Below are 15,782 nucleotides of genomic sequence, written 5' to 3' on the forward strand. Positions count from 1 at the left end.
CTAGGCGAGCGGGGCTTCCCAGGTGACCGTCGTGCCACTGCGCGGCGATGAACGGACATCGCAGCGGCCGTTGATCTGGTGCGCCCGGTCGTGGAGATTCCGCAGCCCCCGGTGAGTGACACCCTGCGGGATGCCGCAACCGTCGTCGGCCACGGTGAGCCGCAGCGAGTCGGGGGTCCTGACGAGGTGGACCGCTACGCGTAGAGCGCCCGCGTGGCGGACGACGTTGGAGAGCGACTCCCGCAGCGCGGCGCGGAGGTGGTCGGCCAACGACCCCGGGATGTCGGTGAGGTCGCCGGTCAGCTCGAAACTGGGCTCGAAGCCGAGCAACTCGCGGGCGGTGGCGACCTCGGCGCGGACCGACTCGGCGAGGTCGGTGGGCACGATCGGGTCCGGGTTGCGCAGCGCGCGGACCACGGAACGCACGTCGGCGATGGCGGCGTCGAGCTGCTCGACAGCGTCGCCGAGGCGGGTGGCGTCAGGCTTGGCGAGCTTGCGGGCGGGGCGCCTGGCCAGCAGGTCGAGCTGCATCCCGGCCCCGTAGAGGCGCTGGATGATCACGTCGTGCAGGTCGCGGGCGATGCGTTCGCGTTCTTCATAGAGGCCGACGCGCTCGTGAGCGTTGCGGCCCTCGGCGAGCACTAGGACCAAGCCAGCTTGTGCGGCGAACGCGGTCAGCACCTCGACCGTGCCACTGGTGAACGGCTTGCGCCCGCGCCGGCGATAGACAGTGAGTGCGCCTAAGCGGGACTCGCGCGTGCCGAAGGGCGCGGCGGCAAACGGGCCGTAGGCGGTGAGTTCGCGTGGGACGTAAGGGGCTGTGCGTGGGTCCGTGGTCACGTCGTCGGCCACGATCGGCACGCCGCCTCGTGCGACTCGCGCTGCCGATGACCGCGCGGACAAGACCAGGCCGACGGGGTTGGTGGCGCGGGCGCCGAAGGCAGCCTCAACGGTCAGCGAGCCGTCATCACTACCGGCCATGACCAGCCCTAGATCCGCTTCCGCCAACTCAGCAGCCGCGCGCACCACGAGATCCAGCACCGTGTCCGGGTCTTGGCCGGATAGCGCTGCCGTGGCGATCTCGGTGGAGGCGGTAAGAGTCCGCGCGGCGAGTGTGGGGTCCATGGGCACCATCAGGCTAAGCCCCCACCAACGCCCGCCGGTCCACGACGCCCATGTCCACAACGACATCCGCGCGTTCGGCTTCCGCCGGGCGGTGGGTGATGTGGAGGACGGTCTTGCCCGCCAACGCTTCGTGGAGGGTCGCGAGGACGCGGTCGGCCGTCGGGACGTCCAGGTGGGCGGTCGGCTCGTCAAGCACGATCAAGTCAGCGTTGGCCAAGAGCGCGCGGGCTAGGGCAATCCGTTGGGCCTCTCCGCCCGATGTGGTCGTGGCAGTGGCGTCCAGGTCGAAGCCCGGTAGCCCTGCCTTAGCCAACGCAGCCTCTAGCTCGGCGTCAGTCGCGTGTGGGGCAGCGAGCTTGAGGTTCTCCCGGACGCTGGTGGAGACGAGCATCGGGTCCTGCGGGCACCAGGCCACGGTGGGTGGCCGGGTGAGGCTGCCGGTCTCGGGGTTGATGAAACCGAGCAGCAGCGCGGCCAGAGTCGACTTGCCAGCGCCGGAAGGACCGACGACGGCGGCGTGGGTGCCCGGCGCTAGACGCAGGTCGAACCCGTTCAGCACCGGCCGCGACGCACCTGGCCACCGAGCCGTCACGTTCTCCAGGTGGACACCCTCGCCACTGGTCCACTGCTCGGCCGGGGCAGCGGGAGCCGCTTCCAGGGCGCTGATCCGGGCGTAGGCGGCGCGCAACGCAGGCAGGTGGGTCACGGCTGGCGGGAGGATCGCGAGGACCTCAGCGAGCGCGAGAGGGACGAGCGCGACGATCGGGATCAGGACCGGGTCGATGCCGACGGCCAGGTAGGTGCTCACGACGGTGGCGGCGCCGAGGAGCAGCGTGATCAACGCCTGCCCGGCTCCAGCGCCGAACGCCTGCCTCTTGGCGCGGGCAACGAGGGCAGCGTCAGCGGACGCCAGGGCTGCCCGGTGCTGGGTATGCCTACCGAAGGCGATGAGGTCGGGCGCGCAGGTGAACAGATTCAGCACACCAGCTGCGACCGTGCGCCGACCTTCGGACAGCGCGGCGGTGGCGCGGCGCTCCGCGACAAGAGACACGAGAGGTGCACCGAAACCCGCTAGGACTACCGCGATCGCTAGCGCGAGACCGGCTGTCGGAAGGATCGCGGTCTGCACGGCTATAGCGGCAACGCAGGCGCCTAGCGCTACCAAGGGCGGGACCAGGACGCGAGGTGTCAGATCGCGAACGGTGTCCACGTCGTCGACGAACCGGCGCAGGCCCTCACCTGAGCGCAGGCCGAGGGCACGCGCCGGTCCGATGCGGACGAGGGCGTTCCAGAGGCGGACCCGCAGGTCGGTCGCGGTCCGGAACACCGCGTCGTGGACGGCGAGGCGCTCGGTGTAGCGGAGCGCGGCGCGGGCCAGGCCGAAGGCGCGGACACCGACGACGGCGATGGAGAGGGTGAGGATCGGCGGCTGCTGGGCGGCCTTGGCGATCAACCAGGCCGACAGCGCGGCGAGCAGGACCCCGCTGACGAGTGCCGCCGACCCCAGCGCGGCACCGCCGAGCATGCGGTGGTTGATCAAGCCGCGGAGCGGGCCGGGGCCTGCCGCCACCTCGTCGGCGACGTCCACACGCGGTTGGGCGGCGAGTGCGGCATCAGCGGCCGTGACCGCCCGGTGGGTGGCCATGATGACGGCGATGCCCTGGTCAGCGGCGCGTTCGATGGCCGCCATGACGGTGGCCGCCGTCGCCGGGTCCAGGTGGGCGGTGGGTTCGTCGAGCAGCAGCAGGCGGGTCCCCGGGCGGGACAGGGCGCGCAGGAGGGCGACGCGCTGCCGCTCCCCCGCCGACAGTTCAACGATCCTACGATCCAACAGGTGAACAATCCCGAGATCGGCGGCGAGGTCCACGTCGTCGACCTCGGCGGAGACCAGGGACTCGGCGAACTCCGGCCGTTGCGGCACCCACGTGACGATTTGCCGCCATATCGACATATCGATATCGACCAGGGGAGTGCCGTCGACTGTGATGGCGCCTTCGAACGGGACGAACCCGAGCAGGGCCGCGAACGCTGTCGACTTGCCGGTGCCGCTGGCCGAGTCGAGCCGGACTATCTCGCCCGGCCGCACGACCAGCGACAACCCATCAGGCGCGTAGCCATCACGACGCCGGACGCGCAGACCGTCGATGCGCAGCTCGCTGAACCCGCTGACCGCGCGACCCCCGCCAGCCGCGACCTCCGGGATCTCCGCGACCCGCCGGATGGCCTCTAGGCCGTCCTCGCTGGCGTGATGGGCAGCGCCAGCGGCCCGCAGCGGCAGATAGCACTCAGGGACCACGATCAGCACAAACAGGCCCACGGCCAAGGTGAGATCACCGGCCACGAGCCGCACACCGATGACGACCGCTACAAGAGCCACCGATAGCGTCGCCACCAACTCCAAGGCGAACGCGGACATGAACGCCACGCGCAGCACCCCGAGTGTGCCGCGCCGATGGGCGTCCGACACCTTCCGCACGGCCTCTGCCTGCGCCGAAGCACGGCGGAACGCGGTGAGGACAGGCAGGGCGCGCACCAACTCCAGCAGGTTGCCCGACAACCGCTCAGTCGCCGCGGCTGCCGGTCCCACCCGATCCTCGGTGTAGCGGCCGATGACTATCGCGAACAGCGGGATCAGCGGGACTGTCAGCGCAACCACCACGGCGGAGGGCCAGTCGACGAACAGGATCGATGCGCCTACCGCCAGCGGTACCACGGCAGCGGTAACGAGCGCCGGTAGGTACACACCGAAGTAGGCATCCAGCGCGTCGAGCCCTCTAGTCGCTAGAGACGTCAACTCCCCCACACCGCGCTTGGCAACCCACTCCGGCCCTAGAGCCAACGCGCGGTCCAAGGTGAGTGCCCGAAGTTCTTCTTTGGCCCCTGCCGCTGCGCGCGTTGAGACCACCTGTGTCGCCCACCCCAACAGCGAGCGTGCGACGACAGCGCCAGCCAGGACAGCCAACGTCCGCGACGAGTACGAGGTAAGAACCGCCGCCAACGCCCAGGCCTGCACCACGAGAACAGCCGCGTTGACCACGGCGAGACCACCGGCCAAGGCCAGCGCCCGGCGCGCTGACCGGGACAAACCCGGTAGCGCGCCGAGCGGGCCTCTCCCGGACCGACTGGCGGGTCGAGGCTGTCCGGGAGAAGTCATGGGACGTGCACCGGCGGGATGTGCGCGGCGCTGACCCGCTTGCGGAAGACCCAGTAAGTCCAACCCTGGTAGACGAGCACGGCAGGCGTACCGAACAGCGCCACCCAGCTCATGACCTTCAGGGTGTAGGGGCTAGAGGCCGTGTCCGCGACAGTCAGCGAGTACGCGGAATCCAGAGTGGACGGGAGAACGTTCGGGTAGAGCGCACCGAACAAGGCCACGACGGTAGCGACCACAGCAGCAGCGAGCGCCGCGAACGCCTGGCCCTCCCGCCCTGCCGAGAGCCGTTCGAACGCCACCGCCGCAGCGATCACCACAACTGCCACCGCCACCCACGTCCACCACTCGCCCCACGACAGCTGCACCAGCACGAGCAGCCCGGCCAGCGGCAACAGCGCCCACGGCCCCACCCGGCTCGCGAAGGCGCGGGCCCGGTGGCGGATGTCGCCGTCGGTCTTGAGCGCGATGAACACCGCGCCGTGGACCAGAGCGAACCCGACCACCGCCACCGCCCCCAACAGCGACTCGGCGGTGATGGCCGCGAACGGTCCACCCACCCGGTTGCCGTTAGCGTCGAGCGGTAGTCCAAACACCGTCGTAGCCAACAAGAGCCCGACGCCGACGGCCGCGACAAGCGACCCACCGACGATGATCCGATCCCACGCGCGCCGCCACCGATCGCTGTCTACCTTGCCCCGGTACTCGAACGCGACGCCGCGCCCGATAAGAGCGACCAGGAACAGGACCAGTGGTAGGTAGGTACCGCTGAAGAGCGAGGCGTACCAACCTGGGAAGGCGGCGAAGGTAGCGCCACCGGCGACGAGTAGCCACACCTCGTTGCCGTCCCAGACCGGGCCGATGGTGTTGATGAGGACCCGGCGCTCGGTGTTGTCCCTGGCCAGCACCGGCATGAGCATGCCGACGCCGAAGTCGAATCCCTCCAGGAAGAGGTAGCCGAGCCAGAGCACGGCGATCACGCAGAACCAGACGTCCGCGAGTTCCACAGTGGACTCCTAGTAGGCGAAGGCGAGCTGGTCGCCCGACTTGTCGTCCGGTTCGTCGACCGGTTCCGGCGGGATGACGCCCGCGACCCCCGCGCGGACGTAGCGGGCGATGAGGAACACCTCGACCACCGCCAGCGCCCCGTAGACCAGGGTCAGCGCGATCAGCGACGTCCACAGCTCGCCGGTGGTCAGCCCCGACACCCCGCGCGCGGTGAACATCCACACCCCGTCCACACCGGACGGGTTGGGCACCACCACGAACGGCTGGCGACCCATCTCGGTGAAGATCCAGCCGAAGCTGTTGGCCAGGAACGGGGTGGCGATACCGCAGAGCACGGCGATCGGGAACCACTTCCCCGTCGGCACCCGCCCACGTCGGGTCACCCACAGCACCCCGGCGGCGGCCAGCGCGGCCAGCGCGCCGAAGCCGATCATGAACCGGAAGCCCCAGTAGGTCACCGGGAGGTTGGGCACGTAGTCGATCGGCTTGCCGGACAACTCACCCAGCCGGTCGTCCACCGGGTAGTTGGTGCCGTAGCGCTGCTGGTACTCGACCACCAGGTCCTCGATGCCGCGCACCTCGCTGCTGAAGTCGTTGTGCGCCAGGAACGACAGCAGCGCGGGCACCGTGACCGACTTGACGTTCTCGCAGTCCGGCCTGGTCACGTCGCCGATCGCGAAGACCGAGAACGCGGCCGGTTGCTCGGTGTGGCACAGCGCCTCGGCGGCGGCCATCTTCATCGGCTGCTGCTCGAACATCAGCTTGCCCTGGATGTCGCCGGTGATCGCCAACCCGGCGAACGCCACGACACCCACCCAGCCGCCGAGCTTCACCGACGCCCGCCACACGGGACCGTCCTCGTCGCGCTTGCGCCAGAGGTGCCATCCACCGATCCCCACGAGAAAAGCGCCTGCCACCGCGAAGCAGCCGATCACCGTGTGGGGGATGGCGGCCAGGGCGGTGTTGTTGGTCAACACGGCCCAGATCGACACCAACTGGGGCTTGCCGTCGACCATCTCGACGCCAACGGGGTGCTGCATCCACGAGTTCGCCGCCAGGATGAAGTACGCCGACGCCGTCGACGCCAGGCTGAACGCCCACGCGCAGGCCAGGTGCACCCGCTGGGGCAACCGGTCCCAGCCGAAGATCCACAACCCCAGGAAGGTCGACTCGACGAAGAACGCGACCAGGCCCTCCATCGCCAGCGGGGCGCCGAACACGTCGCCGACAAACCGGGAGTACTCGCTCCAGGCCATGCCGAACTGGAACTCCTGCACGATCCCGGTCACCACGCCCATGGCGAAGTTGACCAGCAGCAGCTTGCCCCAGAACTTGGTCATCCGCAGGTACTTCACGTCGCCCGTGCGCACCCACGCCGTCTGCATCCCGGCGACCAGCACCGCGAGCCCGATCGTCAGCGGCACCATGAGGAAGTGGTAGACGGTCGTGATGCCGAACTGCCACCGCGCCAACTCCAGAACGTCCACGATGAACAGAGTCGCCCTCGGCAGGCTCGGTCAACAGGTTCCCGGGTCCCGTTTCACCGGGACGTAGGTCCCCCGTGAGCGGGCACACGTCCTTAGCCCTGCCTGCGACAGCTAGGCTTGATGGGCCAGAGGGGAGTAGTTCCCGCGACCGTGCGCTCTGCGGTCCGGCGAGGACATCGACATACTGACTCGAGTGATCGGGTCCGGTGCCTCACCCGCGGTCACGCGGGCGAACGAGACCTCCGGCCGGGTAGGACCATGCCCGGTCGGAGAGAGCTCGCCTTCCTCCGTCCGGGCCCGGACGTAGAGGACTCACTGTGGGAAGTGCCCTGATCGCGTTCGCCAGTGCTTTCGCGCTGGTGCTCGCTGTCGAGCTACCGGACAAGACGCTGGTGGCAACCCTCATCCTGACCACTCGCTACCGCGCGCTCCCAGTGTTCATCGGGGTGAGCGCGGCGTTCGCGGTGCAGTGCGTCATCGCGGCCGCGTTCGGCGGGGTGCTGACGCTGCTCCCGGACCAGGTCGTCGCCGCCGTGGTGGCCGTGCTGTTCGCGCTCGGCGCGTTCCTCCTGCTCAGGGAGGGGTTCGCGAAGCAGGACGACGAGGTCGCCGACGCCGAGGAGGCCGCGCCGTCGGTGTCGTTCTGGCGAGCCGCGCTGACCTCGTTCGGGGTGCTGTTCGCCGCCGAGTGGGGCGACGCGTCGCAGATCGCCACGGCCGGGCTGTCGGCGCGCTACGCCGAGCCGGTCTGGGTCGGACTGGGCGCCTGGGTCGCGCTGGTGCTGGTCGCGGGGATCGCGGTGCTGGTGGGCCGCAAGATCGCCGCGAAGATCAAGCCGCACCTGATCCAGCGGGTCGCGGGCGTGGTGTTCGCGGGCTTCGCGCTGTTCGCCACCTACGAGGCGATCTTCGGCTAGGCCGTGTCCACAGCTACGACCCGGCGCGGGTCGTAGCTGTGGCAGCGGCTAGCGCAGCGACTCGGCGATGATCGCGGCGGCCGCGACCACCTTCGGGCCGACGACAGCGCCGTCCAGCGGCTCGAAGGTGACCACACCAACGCTCGCGCGCAGGTCAACGACGCCGCGCACCGGCGCCGCAATCCCGTACGCGCCGGGCTGCAGCTCACCGACCGAGCCAAGCCAGCCGGTGTCACCCGGGCGCATCGTGATGGCCTTGCCGGCCGCGCCCTTGTGCAGCGGGTGACGGGTCCCGACGCGGTACGCGACGTGGTAGGTCGTCCAAGAGGGCTCGACGACCGCGACCGCCTGCGCCTCATCGCCATCCGCGACGGTGAGGTGCGCGGTAGCGCCAACGGTCTCGGCAAGCTCACGCAACGCCGGTAGAGCCGCCACCCGCAACTGCGGAGCGACCTTCGCGGCGAGCTGGAGTAAGCCCAGCCCGAGGCGGACCTTGGACCCCTCACGCCGGACCAGTCCGCGCGACTGCAACGGCACCAGCAGCCGGTACACGGCCGCGCGGCTGGCCCCGATCGACGCGGCGAGGTCGCTTATCGTCGGCGCCTCGGTGTCGGAGTCGGCCACCGCCTGCAAGAGGGCCAGGCCGCGGTCGAGGGTCAGCGAACTCTCCTTGGCCACCGGGACCGCTTGGCGGGTGACCGGACCCGTCGACCGTATGCCAGGCACCGGTCAGTCCCCCGCGGCCAGGATCGTCCCGGCGACCTCGGACAGGCCGATGACCGATCCGTCCGGCCCCGGCGCGGTCGCGGTGATCACGATGGTGTCGCCGTCGAGCAGGAACGAGCGCTCGGCGCCGTCGTCCAGGGTGATCGGCTCCTTGCCGCCCCAGCTCAGCTCCAGGAACGAGCCGCGCTGGTGCTTCTCGGGGCCGGAGATGGTGCCGGAGGCGAACAGGTCGCCGGGGCGCACGGTGGCGCCGTTGACGGTCATGTGCGCCAGCTGCTGGGCGAACGAGAACGCCATCCCCGCGAAGTCGGGCTTGCTGACCAGGGTGCCGTTCCAGAACACCTGGAGGTGGATGTCGAGACCCCAGTGGGAGTCCTCGACGAGGTAGTCCTGCCGGGGGTGGCCGGGGTCGGGCACCGCGACGCGCGCGGCGGCGAACGCCTCCAGCGGGGTGATCCAGGCGCCGATAGAGGTCGCGAACGACTTGCCCAGGTGCGGACCGAGCGGCACGTACTCCCAGGCCTGGATGTCGCGCGCGGACCAGTCGTTGACCGTGACCACGCCGAACACGTGGTCCGGGGCAGCGGAAGTCGACACACGGCGGGCGACAGGGCCACCGCACACGAAACCGATCTCGGCCTCGATGTCCAGGCGGGTGCTAGGACCGAACACCGGCCCGTCGTCGCCCTTGCGCTGACCGTGCGGACGCTCGACATCGGTGCCAGAGACGACGACCGTGCCGGAGCGGCCGTTGTACCCAACGGGCAGGTGGCTCCAGTTGGGGAAGACCGCTTCGCCATCGGGCCGGAAGATCCGACCGACGTTCTCCGCGTGGTTGCGCGACGAGTAGAAGTCGACGTAGTCACCGACGGTGAACGGCAACCGCGTCGCGGTCTCCGACAGCGGCAAGAGCACCGCGCCGTCCGGGGCGGCCGTTGCCGTCACCAGCTCGATCAGCCGTGCCCGCAGCGCCGACCAGGCAGGCCTACCTGCGGCCAGCAGCGGGTCAAGCGAGTCCGCGGCGACGAGCTCGGCCAGCTCCGCGGTGAACTCGTCCGCAAGGGGCCTCAGGGGCAGCGCGTGGTCCCCGACGCGCACGGCGACAGCAGGACCCTCCGCGGTCTCCACGACGCCGTAGGGCAGCGTCTGGGGGCCGAAGGGCTTGTCCGCGGCGAACGCGGGGTCGTCGATCCAGCTCACAGCAGGCCCAGCCCTTCCAGGTCCTCCACCGGCTCGCTCAGCGAGCACGATCCGTACGAACCGAACACCGCCCGGACCGCGTGCGCGGCCTGGTCGGTCAACCCCTTGGCCTCCTCGGCCAGCACGGCGCCGTCGGTCTCGGCCAGCGCGGCGCGCACGTCGCCCCCCGCGAGCAGGCGCGAGGTCGCGACCAGCAGGTTCAGGAAGCCGTGGTGCTCGAACCCGGTCTCGTGGTCGGTGTGCCGGACGGCGTTGTGCAGGCCCGCGGTCGCCTTGAACGACGCCTCGCCGGTGCTGATCACCGAGAGGAAGTCGGCCACCTCGTCGACGCTGGGGAACGCCTCGCGGCTGAGGCCACCGCAGCGGATCTTGGGCCAACTGCCGTGGTCGACCACCCGGCGGATGCCGTCGAGCCACTCGACGCCACCGCGGCGCGGCTCGACGACCCGGATGACGTCCTCCGGGACGAACTCGTTCACCCGCTCGAGCCACACGTCGTCGACGTCGGCGGGCGCGGGCATCTCGACCATGCGCAGCGCGAGGAGCTCGGCGCGCGACTCCACGATCGAGAGCGCCTTGGGCACCCCGCCGAGGCCGGTGTCGATCACCAGCGAGAGCGCCACCGGCTTGGTGGGCTTCGCCTTCACCAGCTCGGTGATCAGCTCGGGCAGGCGGGAGGCGTTGCACAGGAACAGGCCCATCACGCCCGAGTTCCCGCCGTCGCGCCCGGCGAGGTGCGTGCGCACCGCGTCGGGCATGGGTGCGTTGCCCGGGGGGAACAGGGCCGCGTCGTCGACAAGCCGCGCGAACAGCGGCGGGATGCCGCGCGGACCGGGGCCTGGGAGAGGAGCTGCGCTTGACACGGCTGACACGCTAGTAGCGTACCGCCAACTGAACAAAGATGTCCGATAGGCGGACACGACAGCAGGGGTTCTGAGAGGTCTTCGGAGGAGCAATGCCGCACTACCGGCGCGTTGGGGACATCCCCCGCAAGAGGCATACCCAGTTCCGTTCACCGGAGGGGAAGCTCTACGCCGAGGAGCTGATGGGGGTCGAGGGGTTCTCCTCCGACTCGGCTCTGCTCTACCACCGCCACCTGCCGACCGCGATCGTGAACGCCGAGGTGGTCGACGACTTCCGCGGCAAGCTGGTCGCCAACCACCCGCTCAAGCCGCGGCACTTCCGGTCCCAGGACCTGAAGTTCGGCGCGGACACCGACGCGGTCACCGGGCGCCGGACGCTGATGGGGAACTCCGACGTCATCATCGGGTTCGCGGTCGCGACCACGCCGAGCCCGCTCTACCGCAACGCGGTGGGCGACGAGCTGTTCTACGTCCAGGGCGGCAGCGGCACCGTGGAGACCATCTACGGCGCCCTCGAGGTGTCCGACGGCGACTACCTGGTCATCCCGACGTCGACGACCTACCGGGTCGTGCCCAACGGCGAGCTGCGGCTGTTCATCGTCGAGGCGTCCGGGCACATCGGCCCGCCCAAGCGGTACCTGTCGTCGAAGGGCCAGTTCCTCGAGCACTCCCCCTACTGCGAGCGCGACCAGCGGGGACCGACCGAGCCGCTGCTCGTGGACGGCGAGGACGTCGACGTCCTGGTCCGGCACCGCGCGGGCCTGACCCGGTTCACCTACGCCAACCACCCGTTCGACGTGGTCGGCTGGGACGGCTGCCTGTACCCGTGGGTGTTCCACATCAACGACTTCGAGCCGATCACCGGTCGCGTGCACCAGCCGCCGCCGGTGCACCAGACCTTCGAGGGCCCGAACTTCGTGGTGTGCTCGTTCATGCCGCGCAAGGTCGACTACCACCCCGACGCGATCCCGGTGCCCTACAACCACGCGAACGTCGATTCCGACGAGTTGATGTTCTACGTGGGCGGGAACTACGAGGCGCGCAAGGGCTCGGGAATCGGCATCGGATCGCTGTCGCTGCACCCGAGCGGATTCACCCACGGCCCGCAGCCGGGCGCGGCGGAGGCCTCCATCGGGGCCGACTACTTCGACGAGACCGCGGTGATGGTGGACACCTTCCGGCCGCTGGACCTGGGCGAGGCCGCCACCGACAGCGAGGACCCCCGGTACGCCTGGAGCTGGAGCAAGCGCGGACCGGACTGGAGCTGATCGCGGCGATTGGGCGGTGTTCGCATTCTGGATACCGCCCAATCGCCCCAGCGGCCGTAAAACGCATTGTCCGCAAATCACCAACCGGAACCAGGGTCGCATTTGGAGGGTGGATTCCCCTAGGATCTTGGCCCTGTCCCGGAACTGGGTGGGGTAAGGGTGGGCAATGGGTTATGCGAGGGAACTGGCCGATCCGTGGGGTCTGCTGCTGGCGGCGAGCGCGGCCGGGGTCGCCTACGCGATCCACTTACCCGCCTGGATGACCGTGGGGGTCGCCGTCGTCGTGCTCGGCGGCAAGGCGGGTATCGCCCGCTTGGTGCAAGAACCCGAGGAACCGGTGCCCGCGATCGAGCCGGACTCGGCTGAGGACGTCTGGCTGCGCCGCTTCCACGCGGCGCGCGCGGAGTTCGACCCCAGGTTCGACGAGACCATGGACGTGCTGGACCGGGTGCTGCGCCGGTTCGCGGTCCGGGCGTCGGCCATCGTGCGGGTCGACGTCGCCGCGGACGACGCCGACGAGCTCAAGCGGCTGACCGACACCTACAACACCCTGATCAGCCAGTTCGAGGCCGTCGTCACCAGCGTCGAGGAGCTGGTCGGCGCGGCGGACCCGGCCGAGGAGCTCGCCGAGGTGCGGGCGGCCGCCCTGCGCACGGAGCGGGCCACCCGCGGCTGGGGCGAGACCGGTCAGGAACCGAAATCGGCGCGGTTGAGGAACGGATAGCCGGGAATTCCCGTCACCATCTGTTTGCCGTCGGCCGGTATACCTGCCACCCACAGTTTCCCGGTCGCGGCGATATTCGCGCGGATTGCGTGACCGGCGCGCGGTAGCGTCACCGGCACAATTCGGCCATCCGCGAGCGTGGCCTGGGCGGTCACCGTGGTCCGACCCACCCGAGTCGGCTCCGGCAGTTCCGCGGTCACCGCGTTCCACGGTCCCAGGGACAGCAGGCGGTCGATCTTCGCCCAGTACAGCGCCTTGTACAGCCGCCACGCGAAGAAACCCACGATGATCAGCGTGCCTGCGAAGACGCCGACCGCCAGCCCGACCTGATCGGCCCGCACCCCGCGTTTGAGCAGGTCAACAACCACGAACACGGCGAACGCGAGGAGCACCACCGGCGCGACCATGTCGGTCCGCGAACGCTTGCGCGGCATCGCGATCACCTTGGCGAGCACGGCGTCGCCGGACGCCAGCGAGGCCATGGCGGGGTCCGGTTGGTCCACAGTGATCTCGTACCCGGTGGACAGGTCCGCGGTGGATACCCGGGCTTGCCCCAGCGGCGCGGCCAACCCGGTTGACCGGATCGCGACCCAGCCCTTGTCGTCCGGGCCCACCAGCCAGATCTTCCCCGTACGGGCCAGGATCTGCTGCGCCGCCCACGGCAGCGCAGGGGCCAAGAGGCTCAGCGACGTGCCGTCGGCCTCTTTGACTACCAGCCGTGCGCGCGGGAATCCCTTGGCGGGCCGGTAGACCTTGACCGATGCGGCTCGCCACGGTTCCGCGCGCAGCAACCGTCCCGCCGGGCCGATCCAGAACCCGGTGATGATCAACGCCAGGACCGTGGTCACCAGGAACGCCACCGCGGCGATGCCGAGCACGGCGATCCCGATCCAGCCCGCACCAGCGGCGATGAGCCAGCCGGTCGGCACGGCGAACGCGAGCGCGGCCAGCGGCAGGCCGATCAGCGGGAGACGCAACGCGGTGAGCGCCTTGGCGGTGGCCAGGTCCTCGAACGCGGGCTTGCCGGTCGGTGGTTCGACCGCGGGTGCCTCGCTCATGTGCCCTCCTTGTCGGGTACGGCGCGGGCAGCGTAGCCAGTCGCTGCCCGGCGAGTCCGGCACGCGCTACCCGCGCCACCGGACCCGTGGGGCAGCGCCTCGTTCGTGGGATCGGACCGCGGTCACTTCCCACCGGAGCCACCCGCAAGTTAGGGTGACCTAACTCAGGAGGTGAGCCGTGAGCAGAACGGACGCACCACGTCCCCCCGCGCCGCACCCGGCGGAACGCGCGCGCAGCATCGCCGCACTCGGCGGGCGCGCGACGCTGGTCCCCGCCGCGGACCAGGGGCAGGGCGACCGGGTCGTCCCGATGCTGCACCACGTGCACGCCGACGGCTCGGTCAGCGTGCTGCTGCCCGAGGACCACGAGCTGGTCGCGACCGCGTGGCAGGCGCCGCGCGGCGAGCTGGCCACCATGGTCGAACTCGCCGACACGGCCCCGGTGCCGCTGCGCGAGCCGGTCCGCGGGCTGCTGTGGATCACCGGCTGGCTGCGCGCGCTCGGCGACGACGAGGCCCGCGCGCAGGCGGTGCTGGTGGCCGAGGAGCGACCGGACCCCCGGCTGCTCGACCTCGGGCACGGCGCGGCGCTGCTGCGGCTGGTGCCCGCGTCCCTCGTGCTGGCCGACGCGGAGGGCACGCACTCGGTCGCGGTACCCGCCTTCACCCAGGCCGAGCCGGACCCGTTCGTCACCTTCGAGGCGGGCTGGCTGCGGCACCTGGAGCTCTCGCACACCGACGTCGTCGGCTCGCTGGTGCGGCACCTGCCGGAGGACCTGCGCGGCGGGCACGTGCGCCCGCTCGGGCTCGACCGGTTCGGGCTGCGGCTGCGGGTCGAGGCCATCGACGCCGACCACGACGTCCGGCTGGCGTTCTCCCGGCCGGTCAGCGACCCGAGCGAGCTCAGCGCCGAGCTGCGCAGGTTGGTCGGCTGCCCGTTCCTGGCCAGTCGGCACACCGGCTGACCAGCGCCACCGGTAGGTTCGCCCGGGTGGTGGACCTGCGGGCGTGGTTCGCGCCGGAACGACCTGGGGACGACCTGCTCCCCGACCCGGCCCAGCGGCGGCTGGTGTGGATCGAGCTGCTGATCGTCTTCGCGATCACGCTCGGGCTCTCCGGGTTGAGCAGCCTGGTCTCGCTGGTGGACGCGCTGCTGCGGCCGGTGGCGCTCAACCAGCAGTCGGTGGCGATCAACGTCCCGCAGGCGGACCTGGGGCTGCTGGACTTCATCAAGCAACTGCTCGGTGCCATCCGGCTCACCGCGTGGGGCGCGCTGGGCCTCTACCTCCTCTACCGGGCTGGGACCCGCCTGCACCAGGTCGGGCTCGACGGTCGGCGCAAGGGTCGGGACGCGGCGGCCGGGGTCGGGCTCGCCGCCGTCATCGGGCTGCCGGGGCTGGTGTTCTACCTGGTCGGGCACGCGATCGGGATCAACCTGGCGGTCGCGCCGTCCACACTGGACGACAGCTGGTGGCGACCGGTGGCGCTGACCCTGCTCGCGGCGGGCAACGCATGGGCCGAGGAGGTCCTCGTCGTCGGGTACCTGATCACCCGGCTGCGGCACCTGGGGTTCCGGGAGAACTCGTCGCTGTTGTTCGCGGCGGTGGTGCGCGGGTCGTACCACCTGTACCAGGGGTTCGGCGGGTTCATCGGGAACGTGGTGATGGGCCTGGTGTTCGGCCGGGTGTGGCAGCGGACCGGGCGGCTGTGGCCGTTGGTCATCGCGCACACGCTGCTGGACTTCGTGGCGTTCGTCGGCTACTCGCTGCTGCGCGGGAAGGTGTCCTGGCTGCCCTAGCCGGCCGCTCTAGGCCGTCAACAGCGCTAGGCGGTCAACAGCCCGATACCGATCGAGACCACGCCCACGGCGAGCGAGACCGCGCCGAGCCAGACCAGCACGATGAGCCTATTCGGCCTGGTCACCTCTCCCCTGCCCATGGACGAGAGGAAGAACCCGGCCGACATCAGGGCAGCGGCTGCGGGGACCCCGATGCGGGCGACCCAGCCGATCACCCCATCGAGCCCGGCGGCGTCGGCGAAGAGCAGGCAGACGAGGCCGAGGGTGACCAGGACGCCCGCGTGCGCGTGGCCCGCGCGGGCGAACTTCTGCTGGAACGGGCTGAGCCGTTGGTCCCCCCGGGCGACGCGGACGAGGAACCACCCGCCGAACTCGATGCCCACGATCGTGAGCAGGACAGCGGCGGCGAGATAGCGGCTCTGGTCTGAGATGGTCAGCACGGGTGAAACATTACAGCG

At 70.4% G+C, this 15,782-nt stretch carries 14 protein-coding genes; 5 read left to right on the top strand and 9 right to left on the bottom strand.

All coding sequences use genetic code 11. From position 1 onward, the window contains the following. Genes LV79_RS04270 through LV79_RS04285 form a run of 4 tightly spaced genes read right to left on the bottom strand, consistent with a single transcriptional unit; the run spans window position 1 to window position 6,771 of the window. Window positions 1-1,125 (bottom strand): GAF domain-containing sensor histidine kinase, encoded by a 1,125-nt coding sequence (locus tag LV79_RS04270; RefSeq protein ID WP_253832251.1) that lies wholly within the window; start codon window positions 1,123-1,125, stop codon window positions 1-3. A gap of 13 nt (window positions 1,126-1,138) precedes the next feature. Further along, on the bottom strand, window positions 1,139-4,279 hold the full coding sequence (gene cydC / locus LV79_RS04275; RefSeq protein ID WP_253832253.1) for a thiol reductant ABC exporter subunit CydC: 3,141 nt from the start codon (window positions 4,277-4,279) through the stop codon (window positions 1,139-1,141). Next, a complete protein-coding gene (gene cydB, locus LV79_RS04280) occupies window positions 4,276-5,283 on the bottom strand; it encodes a cytochrome d ubiquinol oxidase subunit II (RefSeq protein WP_253832255.1) in 1,008 nt (335 codons plus the stop codon). The genes cydC and cydB overlap by 4 nt, the downstream gene beginning before the upstream one ends. Before the next feature lie 9 nt (window positions 5,284-5,292). Then, the gene (locus LV79_RS04285; protein ID WP_253832257.1) at window positions 5,293-6,771 is read right to left on the bottom strand and encodes a cytochrome ubiquinol oxidase subunit I; all 1,479 of its coding nucleotides are present in this window, start codon (window positions 6,769-6,771) and stop codon (window positions 5,293-5,295) included. A gap of 329 nt (window positions 6,772-7,100) precedes the next feature. On the opposite strand from LV79_RS04285, the gene LV79_RS04290 reads away from it, so the two are divergent. Beyond that, window positions 7,101-7,688 carry a TMEM165/GDT1 family protein gene (locus LV79_RS04290; protein ID WP_253835775.1) on the top strand — a complete coding sequence of 196 codons (588 nt, stop codon included), beginning with the start codon at window positions 7,101-7,103 and terminating at the stop codon, window positions 7,686-7,688. Between the two features lie 48 nt (window positions 7,689-7,736). On the opposite strand, the gene LV79_RS04295 is transcribed toward LV79_RS04290, so the two are convergent. Genes LV79_RS04295 through LV79_RS04305 form a run of 3 tightly spaced genes read right to left on the bottom strand, consistent with a single transcriptional unit; the run spans window position 7,737 to window position 10,477 of the window. Then, window positions 7,737-8,366, bottom strand: coding sequence for an IclR family transcriptional regulator domain-containing protein (locus LV79_RS04295; protein ID WP_253835777.1), 630 nt, complete (start codon window positions 8,364-8,366; stop codon window positions 7,737-7,739). Window positions 8,367-8,417: 51 nt separating this feature from the next. Beyond that, a complete protein-coding gene (fahA, locus tag LV79_RS04300; RefSeq protein ID WP_253832259.1) occupies window positions 8,418-9,614 on the bottom strand; it encodes a fumarylacetoacetase in 1,197 nt (398 codons plus the stop codon). Then, complete coding sequence (locus tag LV79_RS04305) at window positions 9,611-10,477, bottom strand: hypothetical protein (RefSeq protein WP_285469767.1); 867 nt, start codon at window positions 10,475-10,477, stop codon at window positions 9,611-9,613. The genes fahA and LV79_RS04305 overlap by 4 nt, the downstream gene beginning before the upstream one ends. A gap of 92 nt (window positions 10,478-10,569) precedes the next feature. Between LV79_RS04305 and LV79_RS04310 the strand changes: the two genes are divergently transcribed. After that, window positions 10,570-11,745, top strand: a complete 1,176-nt coding sequence (locus tag LV79_RS04310) for a homogentisate 1,2-dioxygenase (protein WP_253832261.1) — start codon at window positions 10,570-10,572, stop codon at window positions 11,743-11,745. Window positions 11,746-11,911: 166 nt separating this feature from the next. Further along, window positions 11,912-12,469 (top strand): hypothetical protein, encoded by a 558-nt coding sequence (locus LV79_RS04315; RefSeq protein WP_253832263.1) that lies wholly within the window; start codon window positions 11,912-11,914, stop codon window positions 12,467-12,469. Here the strand turns inward: LV79_RS04315 and LV79_RS04320 are convergent. Further along, on the bottom strand, window positions 12,433-13,527 hold the full coding sequence (locus LV79_RS04320; protein ID WP_253832265.1) for a hypothetical protein: 1,095 nt from the start codon (window positions 13,525-13,527) through the stop codon (window positions 12,433-12,435). The genes LV79_RS04315 and LV79_RS04320 overlap by 37 nt on opposite strands. Window positions 13,528-13,705: 178 nt before the next feature. Here LV79_RS04320 and LV79_RS04325 point away from each other — a divergent pair, with 178 nt between their 5' ends. After that, window positions 13,706-14,491 carry a DUF2470 domain-containing protein gene (locus LV79_RS04325; RefSeq protein WP_253832267.1) on the top strand — a complete coding sequence of 262 codons (786 nt, stop codon included), beginning with the start codon at window positions 13,706-13,708 and terminating at the stop codon, window positions 14,489-14,491. Between the two features lie 26 nt (window positions 14,492-14,517). Continuing rightward, window positions 14,518-15,324, top strand: coding sequence for a CPBP family intramembrane glutamic endopeptidase (locus LV79_RS04330; protein ID WP_253832269.1), 807 nt, complete (start codon window positions 14,518-14,520; stop codon window positions 15,322-15,324). 26 nt (window positions 15,325-15,350) lie between these two features. Here the strand turns inward: LV79_RS04330 and LV79_RS04335 are convergent, their stop codons facing one another. Beyond that, complete coding sequence (locus LV79_RS04335) at window positions 15,351-15,764, bottom strand: hypothetical protein (protein WP_253832270.1); 414 nt, start codon at window positions 15,762-15,764, stop codon at window positions 15,351-15,353. Window positions 15,765-15,782 lie beyond the last annotated feature (18 nt).

Source organism: Actinokineospora globicatena, assembly GCF_024171945.1.
Taxonomy (GTDB): Bacteria; Actinomycetota; Actinomycetes; order Mycobacteriales; family Pseudonocardiaceae; genus Actinokineospora; species Actinokineospora globicatena.